Source organism: Salininema proteolyticum (assembly GCF_042685645.1).
Classification (GTDB): domain Bacteria; phylum Actinomycetota; class Actinomycetes; order Mycobacteriales; family Micromonosporaceae; genus Salininema; species Salininema proteolyticum.
The window spans coordinates 4,161,152-4,174,922 of the sequence record NZ_JBHUNX010000001.1 but is presented as its reverse complement, the minus strand read 5'-3'; the positions used below and the strand labels follow the sequence as shown (position 1 = coordinate 4,174,922).

The 13,771-nt window shown below is 68.9% G+C and carries 8 protein-coding genes and 1 pseudogene; 8 read left to right on the top strand and 1 reads right to left on the bottom strand.

Annotated elements, in window-relative coordinates; translation table 11 throughout:
* The first annotated feature begins 178 nt into the window (after nt 1-178).
* From ACFTE1_RS19215 to ACFTE1_RS19185, 7 genes and pseudogenes are all read left to right on the top strand, one after another.
* The gene (locus tag ACFTE1_RS19215) at nt 179-2,215 is read left to right on the top strand and encodes a hypothetical protein (RefSeq protein WP_380619575.1); all 2,037 of its coding nucleotides are present in this window, start codon (nt 179-181) and stop codon (nt 2,213-2,215) included.
* Nucleotides 2,216-2,322: 107 nt separating this feature from the next.
* Nucleotides 2,323-3,438 (top strand): phosphoserine transaminase, encoded by a 1,116-nt coding sequence (serC, locus tag ACFTE1_RS19210; RefSeq protein WP_380619573.1) that lies wholly within the window; start codon nt 2,323-2,325, stop codon nt 3,436-3,438.
* A gap of 37 nt (nt 3,439-3,475) precedes the next feature.
* Nucleotides 3,476-4,336, top strand: a complete 861-nt coding sequence (locus tag ACFTE1_RS19205; protein WP_380619571.1) for a fructosamine kinase family protein — start codon at nt 3,476-3,478, stop codon at nt 4,334-4,336.
* Nucleotides 4,337-4,643: 307 nt separating this feature from the next.
* A complete protein-coding gene (locus ACFTE1_RS19200) occupies nt 4,644-5,696 on the top strand; it encodes a UvrD-helicase domain-containing protein (RefSeq protein ID WP_380619569.1) in 1,053 nt (350 codons plus the stop codon).
* Nucleotides 5,697-5,853: 157 nt separating this feature from the next.
* Nucleotides 5,854-7,239 (top strand): annotated as a pseudogene (locus tag ACFTE1_RS19195) (chromosome partitioning protein); the annotation flags it as partial.
* A gap of 448 nt (nt 7,240-7,687) precedes the next feature.
* Nucleotides 7,688-7,996, top strand: coding sequence for a hypothetical protein (locus ACFTE1_RS19190; protein ID WP_380619567.1), 309 nt, complete (start codon nt 7,688-7,690; stop codon nt 7,994-7,996).
* Nucleotides 7,989-8,276 carry a hypothetical protein gene (locus ACFTE1_RS19185; RefSeq protein WP_380619565.1) on the top strand — a complete coding sequence of 96 codons (288 nt, stop codon included), beginning with the start codon at nt 7,989-7,991 and terminating at the stop codon, nt 8,274-8,276. Before ACFTE1_RS19190 ends, ACFTE1_RS19185 begins: the two co-directional genes overlap by 8 nt.
* Before the next feature lie 75 nt (nt 8,277-8,351).
* Here ACFTE1_RS19185 and dnaE read toward each other — a convergent pair whose 3' ends face one another.
* Complete coding sequence (dnaE, locus tag ACFTE1_RS19180; RefSeq protein ID WP_380619563.1) at nt 8,352-11,885, bottom strand: DNA polymerase III subunit alpha; 3,534 nt, start codon at nt 11,883-11,885, stop codon at nt 8,352-8,354.
* Between the two features lie 451 nt (nt 11,886-12,336).
* Between dnaE and ACFTE1_RS19175 the strand changes: the two genes are divergently transcribed.
* Nucleotides 12,337-13,491 carry a DUF4192 domain-containing protein gene (locus ACFTE1_RS19175; protein ID WP_380619561.1) on the top strand — a complete coding sequence of 385 codons (1,155 nt, stop codon included), beginning with the start codon at nt 12,337-12,339 and terminating at the stop codon, nt 13,489-13,491.
* The last annotated feature ends 280 nt before the right edge of the window (nt 13,492-13,771 follow it).

The following is a 13,771-nucleotide window of genomic DNA, read 5'->3' as shown; positions in this document are numbered from 1 at the left end:
CGTTCTCTGTGCGGTGAACCCGGCGGTCCGCGGCTTCCCCTCCCCGCGCGGGTCGCCCGTCCGGCTGTTACTGCCGCCATGGCGCGGGGTGGAGGATGTAGGCGGTGGTGCATCTCCCGTATGCTGACGAGAGTTCTTCGCAGCGCCCCCGCTCCTAGACCTCCCGGACGGAACCCCTATGACAGAAACCGACGACGCCCCTTCCGAACCGCACCTCCGCCGCCGCACCCTCGCCGGCGCCGGGGCCGCGGGCATCGCCCTCGCGGCCATGGGAACCGACGCCGGACTGCGCCTCTGGCAGGCGGGGGAACGCGGCGGCGACGACCTCCCGCCCGTCCCGGACCGGGAAGTCCACCTCCAGATCGTCGCGCACCCCGACGACTGCCTCTACTTCGTCAACCCCCGCCTCGCCGACTACGTGGCGAGCGGATCCGGCCTCGTCACCGTCGTCCTGACCGCCGGAGAGGCCAACGGCTACAACGGCCACGGAGTGGAGGGCGCACCGGACTTCCCCGGGTACACCGCCGCCCGCGACACCGGCCTGCGGAGGGCCTACTCTCTCATGGCGACGGGACGCGACGACACTCCCTGGCACCGCACGACGGTCTCGCTCGACAGCGGGCCGGTCTGCGAATGCTGGACGCTGGAGGGGCACCCGGCCTTCCAGATCGTCTTCTTCAGCCTCTGGACCAACCTCGGACGCCTCACCCAGGAACAGGTCCGCCTCATGGAACTGTGGGAAGAGCGGCGCGACAACATGCTCGTCCTCCCGCCGGAGGGCTCCGACCTCGGCGACGGGCCCGCCGTGGAACGCCGGGGCCTCCTCGACTCGCTCGTCGAGCTCCTCGACCACTACCGGCCCGTCTCGGTCAACACGCTCGACCTCGACCCCGACTACTCGCCCGAGGAGGTCGGCGCCGCGCAGGAGGGCTACTCCGACCACATCGACCACACGGCCGCCGGGCTCTTCGCCTGGCAGGCGCTCTCCGAGTGGAGCGGCAGCGCCCTGGCCGACACGTGGCGCGGGTACTACAACCGCCACTGGCCGTCCAACCTCGGCGAGGACGACCGCGAGGTGAAGGGCGACGCCCTCAACGTCTACGCCTGGAAGGTCGGCGACTGCGACTTCGACTGGGGCTGCGGCGACAAGGTCGTCAAGGAGTGGGGCGTCGGTGACACGTACGGTCCCGCCACCCACCCCCGCTACCCCGACAACCTCGCCATGGTCCGCACCGGCGAGGGAGAGCGGTTCTTCGCCACGCGCAGCGGAAGGCTCCAGGGCGACGCCCGCGCCGGCGGGTCCGACCTAGACGGACCGCACCTCCTGCCCGGGATCGCGGCCGCGGGAGGCCGGCTCTTCGCCGTCTCCCTCGGCATCACGCCACGCCGTGACGAGCACAGCCGCGACCTCCTGGCCTTCGACGCCGCCACCCGCGAGTGGGAGAACCTCGCCAACCCCGTCGGAGCCGGAGAGGCCGCCCGCCAGGTGGGCATGCCCGCGGCCGCCTCGGACGGGGAAAGGACCCTCCTGGCCGTCCGCCACCCCGAAGGCGGGACGGCACTGCGCTTCCACGACGGGAAGGGCTGGGGCCCATGGGAGAAGGTCGACGGCGACTACCAGCACCAGACCCCCGCCGCCGTCGAGCACGGAGGACGCTTCACCGTCCTGCGCCACAATGACGCCGGAATCGACCGCATCGACTACCGCCCCGGCGGCGGAACCTCGACCGAGGAGCTCCGCCTTCCGCTTCCGGGCATGGAGGCGGAGACCCAGCCTTCGAGCGCCCTGGCCGCCGCTGTCACCGAGGACGGCCGCCTGGCCCTGGCCTGCCGCGGCGAAGGCGGCTCCGACATCCTCGTATTCCTGGAGACCGACGACGGGTGGAAGTCCACCCGCTACCTCACCGAGGGAGGCCTCTTCGCGCCGGTGCTCGCCGCTTCGCACGGCCGCCTGGCCCTGGCCGCGGACGTCGCGGGCGGAAAGGCCGCCGCGATCCTCCTCGACCCCGACGAGATCGGCCACGGCGACGCCTCCGACCGGCTCGCCGCGCAGGAGTCGACCGCCCTGGCCGGCAGGCCGCTCCTGTGGAGCAGCCGCAAGGGGTTCCGGCTCGCGGCCTTCGGATCCGACGGCCGACTCCACCACTCCTCCGTCGAGGCCGGCGAGTCCCAGTTCCCGGACATGCGGCAGTGGGTCGAAGGAGCCGACTGGTGAAGGGCTAAGCTGGTTCGCAAGTCACGGTTCACGCAACGGCGCGTCGAGCTTACGCCAACCACGAGCTGCCCACTCGTCAGTTCCCGAGGACGGGAGTGTATTCGACCATGGCCACAGCAGACATCACGATTCCCGAAGACTTGAAGCCGGCCGACGGGCGCTTCGGCGCCGGACCCTCGAAGGTCCCGGCCTCCGCCGTCAACGCGCTCGCCGAGCGCGGACTCGACACCATGGGCACCTCGCACCGCAAGAGCGCGGTCAAGAAACAGGTCAAGCGCCTCCAAGAAGGGCTAGCCGAGTTCTACTCGCTTCCCGAGGGCTACGAGGTCGTCCTCGGCGTCGGCGGCACCACGGCCTTCTGGGACGTCGCCGCCTTCAGCCTGGTGCGCACCAAGGCCCAGGCCGCGACGTTCGGCGAGTTCGGCTCCAAGTTCGCCAAAGAACTGGCCGCCCCGCACCTGGAGGCCCCGTCCGTGCGGAAGGCCGAGCCCGGCAGCGCCGCCCGCCTCGAAGCGGAGGAGGGCGTCGACTTCTACGCCACCCCGCACAACGAGACCTCCACCGGCGTCGCGGTCGACGTCCGGCGGGTCGCCGCCGAGGGCGCCCTGACCGCGCACGACGCGACCTCCTCGGCCATGGGCCTGGCCGTCGACGTGAACGAGACCGACTGCTACTACTTCGCTCCGCAGAAGGGCCTGGCCTCCGACGGAGGCCTCTGGATCGCCCTGATGAGCCCCGCCGCGCTGGAGCGCACCGAGGAGATCGCCGCCTCCGGCCGCCATATTCCGGGCTTCCTCGACCTCAAGACCGCCGTCGACAACTCCCGCAAGAACCAGACCTACAACACGCCCGCCGTCGCCACGGTCATCCTGGCCGCCGAGCAGACCGACCTGCTCAACTCGCAGGGCGGACTCGACTACGCCGTCAAGCGCTGCGCCGCCTCGGCGGAGAACCTCTACTCCTGGGCCGAGTCGCGCGACTTCGCCTCGCCGTACGTGACCGACGCGGCGCTGCGCTCCAACGTCGTCGGCACCGTCGACTTCGAGGGGGTCGACGCCGCCGAGATCGCCGCCGTCCTGCGCGCCAACGGCATCCTCGACACCGAGCCCTACCGCAAGCTGGGACGCAACCAGCTGCGCATCGCCATGTACCCGGCCGTCGACCCGGCCGACGTCGCGAAGCTGACCGAGTCGATCGACTACGTCGTCGAGAGGCTGGCGTAGCCCGGGCGCGCCCGGTGACGGAGCCAGGGGAGCGACTGTGGAACCCGTGCCGTACCGCCTGCTGCCGGAGCTCTTGCACCACCAGCGGGTGAGGTCGACGCCGATCAAGTCCGAGGCCTCGGCCTCGGCGCAGCGCCTGACGTTCGAGGACGGCTCCTCGGTGTTCGCCAAGTTCGCCTCCGGGAGCCGCCCCGGTTTCATGCGCGCCGAGTCGGAGGGCCTCGCCTGGCTGGGCGAGGCCTGCGACGCGGTGGTCGAGGTCCTCTACGCCGACGACGGCCTGCTCGTCGAGCCGTGGATCGACACCGCGGAGCCCACCGCCGGGAAGGCCCGGGACCTGGGGCACGCGCTCGCGCGCCTGCACCGTTCCGGCGCCGGATCCTTCGGGGCCCCGTGGAAAGGCTACATCGGGGAGCTGGAGATGGACAACACTCCCTCGGAGGGGCCGTGGACGGCCTGGTACGCCGAGCGCCGCCTCCTGCCCTACCTGTCCGAGTCCCGCTCCAACGGCGCCCTGGACGCCTCCGACGCGGCCCTGGTGGAGAAGCTGGTCGACCGTCTCGACCGGTTCGCCGGGCCGGAGGAGCCTCCCGCCAGGCTCCACGGCGACCTCTGGTTCGGGAACGTGCACTGGGGCGCCGACCGCGCCTGGCTGATCGACCCCTCGGCCCACGGCGGACACCGCGAGACGGATCTGGCGAATTTGCGGCTCTGGGGTGGAACGCCGTTCACGAACGAAATTGTCACCGCGTATGAAGAGTTGTTTCCTTTGGCGGACGGGTGGCGCGAGAGGATCGGAATTCACCAGCTGTACCCGCTCCTGGCCCACACCGCGCTTTTCGGGTCCTCGTACCGTCGCCCCCTCATGGACGCGGTCGAACGCTATGTCAGCGTCTGAGTCCGCGGGGCGCTCCGGGTGCGGTGCCGGTCCCTACCGGGCATCCGTTGACGCTCTTGCCCGATTATGGTGAATTCCATGTAATCTCTTTCATAAAGTTTTATTGGTCATGTTGATGCGACCGCTGGACGTCTGCAAGAATGCAATGGTGCGCCATCAACAGAGGTTCTCCCCGTCCGCGATGGCGTCCCCATTGTTCGAATGGCCGAGCGAAGCAGCGCGAGATGCGCCAGGGGGCCAGCGTCCCGCGCCGACCCGCTCGCCTCGCCGGCGATCCGGCGCCACGGGGCCGTCAAACACACCCTATGTGCCTTGGCCTGCCCTCGAAGTCGTGGTGGGCTCCCCCCATCCGGCCCGCGCCGAGGAGCCGCTCCTCGCCGGGTTCCACGAGGCCGTCCAGTCCGACCCGCTGACCACGCTCGACGCCATGCAGCGCGTCGCCGCCAGCGCCCCGGTCGGCCCGATCCTGGTCAACGCCGCGCCCGGCACCGGCAAGTCCTACCTCCTGGTGCGCCGCGTCGCCTACATGGTGACCGAGCTCGGCGTGCCCGCCTACCAGTGCGCCGTCTTCGCCGCCGACGAGGAGCGCGCCTCCGGCCTCCGCGAGGCCCTCGACGACCTGCTGGGCGACGAGGGGCGCGAGATCAAGGTCTCCGTCCCCGGCGGAACGGTGGACGCCGCCCACGTGTTCCTCGACGACCTCCCGCTCATGCCGCGGGAGTTCTTCACGCGGCTCGCCTCCGGGCGTGAAGCCGACGCCTCGGTCATGGCCACCGGCGACCCGGACTCCTTCCTGGGCGCCGACGGGGACTGGGCGGCCTTCGACGAGTTCGCCGAGCGCTTCCCCCAGTCGCACACCGTCCGCCTCTCCCGCAACCACCGCTCGCCGGCGTCGGTCCTGACCGCCATGTCGCAGCTGGTGGAGCCGATCACGCGAGTTCCCGGCCGCCTCGTCCAACCGCAGCGCGCCGTCTCGGAGGGCTGCCGCATCGGGCGCTACTTCGCCGAGGACGAGCGGGCCGAGGAGGAGTTCGCCGCCGGGGTCGTCGAAGAGCTGGCGTCCCGGGGCCTGGGCGAGGACGAGGTCCGCGTCGTCTCCTCTCCCGAGGAGGTCGACTCCCTCGGGCCGGCGGAGCCGCACACCGTCCTGCTCACCGGCTTCACGGCCGCCGCCTGGCCCGCCGACGACCTCTCGCGGCGCCGCTTCTACGTGGCGCTCAGCCGTGCCCGGGGGTCGGTGTTCATCTCGCACTCCGACCGGGGATCGCACCTGCTCGACCAGATCGACACGGGGCTGTTCGTCCCGTTCGGCTTCGTCCCGCGCAGCCAGTCCTCCCTCGAGCAGCCGCGTCTACTGTAGAGTTTCGTCTCCCTGTTCCAGGCGTCTCTGACAAAGAGGCGACAGACGGCGTTTCGGTGACTTCCTGTCGCTTCGGGCCCGAATGGGCCACAATGTGACGAGGAGGCAGCACCGAAGGGACGGCCAGATGGAACGACAGACTTCGACCCCCGAGGACGAGGAGACCGTGGCCCTGAAGAGGGAGGCGGCGCCCGTGTCCGGGCGTCGGCCCCGCCAGGGGTCAGTGGACTGGTCGCCTTTCGGGCCCTCGTCGTCGTCCGGTTCGGAGGCATCGGAGTTCCGCGCCCCCGAAGTGCCGCCGGTTCCCGACTTCGCCCCGGAGACGCCCGTGCCGTCGACCGGAGCGCGGCCCGAGGAACTGGCTCCTGGCGCGTACGACAGCGGCCCGGGGCCGGTACCCGGCAGTCCGGCGGAGGACGTCGGCGTGCGGCGCGGGGCGGTGCGCGAGGAGGTCTGGAACCCCGAGGAGAAGCCCGTCTCCCCGCCGCCTCCGGTGACTCCGCAGGAGGTCGTGCCCGCACGGGAGCCGGCGGCCGAAGACGAGTTCAGCGTCCCCTCCAGCAAAGACCTGATGGCGGCCTTCCCCGATTCGGGAGGGTTCCTCGAACCGACGCAGGTGACGGCCGACGACTTCGCCCGGCGCAGGGTGGTTCCGCCGCGAGCCCCGCTGGCCGAGGTCGGCTGGCGCGTGTGGGCGAACCGCCTGTCGATGGGAGCCCTCAACCTCGGGCCCGGGATGCGCGAGCGCGCCCGGATCCAGAGCGTGGAGAAGGTGAGACGGAACTTCGGCGGGCTGCGCCAGGTGACCGTCGTCAACCCCAAGGGCGGGGCGGGGAAGACCGTCGCGGCCCTCATGCTCGCCATGACGTTCGGGCGCCATCGCGGCGGCTACGTCCTGGCCTGGGACAACAACGAGACCCAGGGGACGCTCGGGATGAGGGCGCAGCAGGACTTTCACTTGCGCACCGTTCGCGACCTCCTGCGGGACCTCGACCATTTCCGCGGCCCGACGGGCCGGGTGGGGGACCTCTCGCAATACGTTCGCGCCCAGGGCGGCGCGATGTTCGACGTGCTGGCCTCGGACGAGTCGGCCACGGCCGGAGAGATGCTGACGGCGCGCTCCTTCGGGGACATCCGCGAGGCGGTCTCGCGGTTCTACAAGCTCATCGTCGTCGACACGGGGAACAACGTGCGGGCGGCGAACTGGCAGGCGGCCATGGACGCGACCGACCAGCTGGTGGTGACCATGTCGGCGCGCAACGACTCCGCCGAGACCGCCGCGCGCATGCTCGACCATTTGGAGCAGAGCGGGCGCAGGGAGCTGGTCCGCCAGGCGGTCACCGTGGTCAGTATGCCGGTCCACCGGCGGGACGTCGACCTTCCCGCGGTCCAGCGGCACTTCTCCGCGCGGACGCGAGTGGTTCTCCTGGCTCCGTACGAAAAGCTGATCGACTCGGGCGAGCCGATCCGATACGAGTCGCTGTCCAAGGCGTCGTCCAACGCGTGGCTGCGCATAGGCGCGTCCGTCGCGGAGGGGCTTTGACGGGGAGGGGCTTTGACGCGGAGGGGCTCTGACGCACTGTCCCGAGTGGAGTCGGATGTCCGACCGGTCGGTGAGCGGATCCGTCCATTGACACGAACGAGTGCACTGCCGCGACTTGTCAAGAACGGTGTCCAGTCATGCGAACGGGTCTCGCGCCTTACTCGCCCGTAGGCGTTTTCCCTGCAGCATAAACGGTTCGGGCAATCCGTGCGAACCGCTCGCGCCCTCGACTAGAACACTTATGCGAATAAATTCGTCTCTAGGTACGTAGTCAGATTCGTGACACTCTTGCTTAGTGCGCGCGGGGGCGATAAGTTTGATCCAAGTCACTAAGAGAGGTTGACAAAGGCCGGTAATTGAAGTGGAGTAATGGCAGCACCGCATCGGGTCCCCACTGCCGTTGCGACACCGCCCACGGCGGCCGTCCACAGTCTGCGGAGGGATCAGCATGAGCACGCCACCGATCGTCAAGGACCGTATCTACGGCGGCCCCATACTGGGGCGCTTCACGATCGTGCCCCAGGAGTACATAGTGAGCCTGGAGCCCGGCGACGCCGGCAAACTGCGGGTATTCGAGTGCGCCGCCCAGCGCTCCGGCGCTACGCCCCGATTGGTGCTCACCGTGGCGAGGCCGGACATAGGAGAGCCCGGCCTGTCCTGGCGAACGAAAGCCGAGTTGCCGGAAGGGCTCAAGGACGACATAGTCGCCCAGAGCCTCTACGTCTACAGAAGGTCGGTGGTGGACTGCAATGGATGACATGCGGAATACGGGGATCCTGGGCCTGAAGGCGCCGGAGGTCCGCGGCGACGAGATAGCGAGGATCGCCCACGAGGGAGGGGACTACCGCCTCACCCTCGACGGCATCATCCTCTACGTCAGCGACGCGGGCACCGGGGAGTGCATCGCGGCGGCCAACACCCTGCTGTGGTTCCAGCCCAACTGGCGCTGGTACGGGGAGTACCGCCTCAAACCGATCGAATGGACCGGGGCGCTGGGGGACAAGGTCTGCCAGGCGATCCGGCCCTACCGGGAATGACGTCGCCGCCCCGAGGGGCGGCGGAGGGACCGAATCCCCAGGAGCCGGGGCGGCGACGCCCCGGCGTTACCCGTCTCAGCCCACCGACACCCCGACGATGGAGCGCAGCTGCGCCGTCAGGTCGCCGCCGGGCTTGATCCGCCAGCCGGCGCCCAGTTCGAGTGTCTGCCTGCCGTGGTCGCCGGTGATCTGCAGGTGCACCGGGACCTCGCCCCGCGACGAGCGGAACGCCGTGCGCAGGTCGTAGATCAGCTCCTCGTTGACCGCCCCGGCGTCGACGCTCAGCTTGAGCGGCGCGTCCTTCTCCTCGGGGCCTCCCGAGGTGTCGAGGACGGCCATGTCGAAGGCGATCAGCTGCGGAGTGCCCTCGCGGGCCTCCAGCTTGCCCTTGACGCAGCAGATGACGTCCTCGGCGAGCACGTCGGCGACCATCTCGTAGGTGTTGGGGAAGAAGCGGACCTCGATCGTTCCGTCCAGGTCCTCGATGGAGGCCGACGCCCACAGCTTGCCCTGCTTGGTGACGCGCTTGGCGACGTTCTGCAGGATGCCCGCGACGGTGACGGTCATGCCGTCCTTCACCCCGTCGCCGTGCAGCGCCGCGATCGGCTTGTCGCTGTTGCGGGACAGCAGCTTCTCGAAGCCGTTCAGCGGGTGGTCGGAGACGTACAGGCCCAGCATCTCGCGCTCGAAGGTCAGCTTGTCGCTGCGCTCCCACTCGTCGTCGGCGATCGTCAGGTCCACCCCCATGGCCTCCGGCGCCTCCATGACGCCGCCGAAGAGGTCGAACTGGCCCTTGGCCTCCTCCTTCTTGATGGAGACCACCGCGTCGATCGCCTTCTCGTGCACCTCGGCGAGGCCCCTGCGGGTGTGGCCGAGGGAGTCGAAGCCGCCGGCCTTGATCAGCGACTCGACGCTGCGCTTGTTGCACACGGTCGCCGGGACCTTGTTCAGGAAGTCCTGGAAGTCCGTGTAGGAGCCCTCCTCCTCGCGCGCCTTGATGATCCCGGAGACCACGTTGGTGCCCACGTTGCGGACGGCCTCCATCCCGTAGCGGATGTCGTTGTCGACGGCGTGGAACATGTGGCGGGAGTCGTTGACGTCCGGGGGCATGACGGTGATGCCCATCTTGCGGCACTCGGACAGGTAGATGGCCGTCTTGTCCTTCGAGTCGCCCACCGAGGTCAGCAGCGCCGCCATGTACTCCGTCGGGTAGTTGGCCTTCAGGTAGGCCGTCCAGTACGCCACGAGGCCGTAGCCGGCCGCGTGGGACTTGTTGAACGCGTACCCGGCGAAGGGGAGCATGACGTCCCACAGCGTCTTGATCGACTCCTTGGAGAAGCCGTTGGAGACCATGCCCCCTTCGAAGTCGCCGAACATCTTCTCCAGGACGTCCAGCTTCTTCTTACCCATCGCCTTGCGGAGCACGTCCGCTTGGCCCATCGTGAAGCCCGCCAGCTGCTGGGCGATCTTCATGATCTGCTCCTGGTAGACGATCAGCCCGTACGTCTCGGCCAGGATGTCCTGCAGCGCGTCGGCCAGCTCCGGGTGGATCGGCGTCAGCTCCTGCCGCCCGTTCTTGCGGTCGGCGTAGTTGTTGTGGGAGTTGGCCTCCATCGGGCCCGGCCGGTACAGCGCGATGGACGCGATGAGGTCGGCGAACTCGGTCGGCTCCATCCTCTTCAACAGCTCGCGCATGCCGCCGCCGTCGAGCTGGAACACGCCGAGGGTGTCACCCCTGGCCAGCAGCTCGTAGGCCTTGGTGTCGTCGACCGGCAGCTTGTCGAGGTTGATCTCGTCGCCCCGGTTGAGCTTGATCGCCTCGATGGCGTCGCCGATGACCGTCAGGTTGCGCAGGCCCAGGAAGTCCATCTTCAAAAGGCCGATGTCCTCACAGCTGGGATAGTCCCAGCCGGTGATGATCGAGCCGTCCGGGCGGGCCCACATGGGGATGCAGTCGGTCAGGGGCGCGCTGGAGAGGATGACCGCGCAGGCGTGGACGCCCGCGTTGCGGATCAGGCCCTCCAGGCCGAGCGCCGTCTCGTAGACCTGCTTGACCTCGCCGTCGTTCTCGATGAGGTTGCGGACCTCGATGGCCTCCTTGTACCGCTCGTGCTTGGGGTTCATGATCCCCTCGAGCGGAATGTCCTTGGCCGCGACCGGCGGCGGCAGGGCCTTCGAGATGCGGTCGGCGATGCCGAAGCCCGCCTGGCCGTGGTGGACGCGGGCGGCGTCCTTCAACGCGGCCTTGGTCTTGATCGTGCCGAACGTGATCACCTGGGCGACGAAGTCCTTGCCGTACTTCTCCGTCGCGTAGGTGATCATCTCGCCGCGCCGACGGTCGTCGAAGTCGATGTCGATGTCGGGCATGGAGACGCGCTCCGGGTTGAGGAACCGCTCGAACAGGAGCCCGTACTCGATGGGGTCGATGTTGGTGATCTTCAGGGCGTAGGCGATGAGCGAGCCCGCCGCCGAACCGCGGCCCGGGCCGACGTAGATGCCCACGCTGCGGGCGTAGTGGATGAGGTCGGCGACGACGAGGAAGTACGACGGGTAGCCCGTCTTGATGATGACGTCCAGCTCGTACTGGGCGCGGGTCTTGTACTCGTCGGGGATGACCCCGTCGTCGAAACGGTCGACGAGCCCCTCGAAGACCTGCTCGGTCAACCAGCTGCCCTGGTCGTAGCCCTCCGGGACCTCGATCTTCGGCATGCGGTCGGTCTCGGCGTAGACCGGGTCGTAGCTCTCGATCATCTCCGCCACGAGCAGCGTGTTCTTGCAGCCCTCGGCCCAGATCTCGTCGGAGCGCTGGGCGTACATCTGCTCGGCGGAGCGCAGGAAGTAGCCCTCGCCCTCGAACTTGAAGCGCTTCGGGTCGTCCAGGGTCGAACCGGACTGGACGCACAGCAGGGCCGCGTGGGCCGGCTGCTGGTCGTTGGTGACGTAGTGGGAGTCGTTGGTGACCAGCGGCTTCAGGTTCATCTTCCTGGCCAGCTCGTACAGCTCGTCGGCCACCCGCCGCTCGACGGAGTTGCCGTGCTCCATCAGCTCCAGGAAGTAGTTCTCCTCCCCGAACATGTCACGGAAGTCGCTGGCGGCCTGGTAGGCCTCGTCGATCTGGCCCAGGCGCAGGCGCGTCTGCACCTCGCCGCCCGGGCAGCCGGTGGTGGCGATGATGCCCTCGGAGTTCGCGCCGATCAGTTCGCGGTCCATGCGGGGCTTGTAGTACATGCCCTCGAAGCTGGCGTGGGAGGACAGTTTGAACAGGTTGCGCAGGCCCCGCTCGTTGCGCGCGAGCATGGTCATGTGGGTGTAGGAGCCGTTTCCGGACAGGTCGTCGCTGCGCTGGGAGGGCTCGCCCCAGAAGACCGGCTTCTTGTGGGTGCGGTCGTGCGGGGCCACGTAGGCCTCGATGCCGATGATCGGCTTGACGCCGGACTTCTTCGCCTCGTGGTAGAAGGAGTAGGAGCCGTACATATTGCCGTGGTCGGTCATGGCGATGGCCGGCTGGCCCAGACGGTCGGCCTCGGCGAACAGGGGCTTGAGCTTAGCCGCCCCGTCGAGCATGGAGTATTCGGTGTGGACGTGGAGATGGACGAATTGCTGCGTCATATACGTCGGTTCCTCAACCTGGCCAGGAGTTCGGATTGCTCGTATCGGACCGGCCTCTTCCGGCGCTCGGGCGTGCCGCGTTCTCTACCGTCGAGAATAGGTAAAATGCCTGTTCATGGCTCACCTGGCAGTGAGTGCGCCCGAAGCGGGAGCTTCCGGGACCGATCAATCCAGTCTAAGCCCGCGGCCTCGGGGCACCAAGGGCCCGTCCGAGGGGAGTGACCGTGGTCCGAGGGGCCGGGGCGGTGCCCGGTGCCCTCCGAGAACGCGAGGTTCCGTCGCCGACGCCCGCGCGACCGGCGGTTCCCCCACCGTCTAATGTCGCCGGTCGAATACGGTGAACAGCACTGATATCACCCGAACGGGCCTAGAATCAAAAGTTGTCCACAGGTTATCCACAGGAGGAACCTACTTCTGGACCCACGCTCGCGGAGGCTCGACACTGATGGCCATGACGACAGAACTCGAAGACACCACCGTCCGCGTCTCGTCCGCCGCCGAACTCGCCGGGCTCGTGCCCTACCTCCTCTCCTACGAACCCGAGCCGCCCGCACTCGCCGTGGTGGGCCTCCGGGACGCCGCCGCGTCGCGCCGCCCGGCAGCGGCCCGGGAAACCGCGCCCGCCGACCCTCGGACCGCCGGCGACACCGCCTCGCCGCCGGACCCGGCGCGACCGGATCCGCCGCCTCAAGAGCCGGCTCTCCCAGAACCGCCGCCTCCGGCTCCGCCGTCGTCCGCTCAGGCGCGATTCGTCATGCGCCTGCCGGCGGGAACAGGACCGGGACCGGCCGACGTCGAACACTACGCCTCCATCATCCGCCACAACGGCTGTGACGCCGTCGCGTTGTTCGCCTATGGAGGCCCCGAGCTCGCCGGCCCGCTCGAAGCGCTGCGCAGCGGCCTCGAGGCCAACGCCATGCCCATTCCGGCGCGGGTCGTCGGCAGGGTGAGCCGTGGGCACCTCTATCCGGCCGCGCCCTTCGGCGAGGGCAGGCGGCAACGGATTCCCCAGGCGGGAAAGGCCGTCTGCTCGATGATCGCGCTCGGAGGGAACGTGTTCCAGAGCCGCGACGACATCGCGGACCTGTTCGAGCCGCCCGAGCCCGACGTGTTGCGGGAGGTGGACAACGAGGTGTCCCGCACCCGGCGCGACCAGGCCGAAGAGGACGCCGACGACGCCCGGGTCCGCGCTCGCGAGTACCTGAACCTGGACTATTGGCGGAGCCAGTGGCGCACGGAGCGGCAGTTGCCCGCGCCCGCCGACATCGCCGAGATCGCCCTGGGGCTGGCCGATCGCACGGTCCGCGACTGGCTCCTGGAATCGTTCGAGACGTCTTCCGACAACGACGTCGACCTCTGGATCTGGACGGCTCGGCACCTCACCGGCAGTCTGAGGGGCAATGTGGCCGCTGTGGCCGGCTTCGCGGCCTATCGTTCGGGAAACGGCGTGCTGGCCGCCGAGGCCCTCAAGTTCGCATCCGTCGCCGACCCGCACTGCATCTTGGCAGAGCTTCTCTGGCACCTGCTCTATCGTGGCATTCCACCGGAACGGCTGATCGTGAAAAGCGGTGGAAGCCCGGAACGGCCTCCTCCGGCCGCCGATTGACTCCGTTGAGCCTTCCCGACCACGACTGCGGATTCCCGCTACGGTGCCAACGCCGCGGAGTTCTCCGAGCCGTTTCCACGCCGCGGGATTGCTTCACTCGAGGTCGGCCGGGTTCCGGATCAGGATCTCCGCTGACCGTCTCACGACGGCCGAAATCGGTGCCGTCGCGGCCTCGGCGGGAAATCCCATCGGCCTAGCCGGACCGTGTCCGCCGGACACCTGTCATGTTCTGCGGACCCTCACGACTGATTCATGGATGAAGGGACCTTCATAGCCGAAA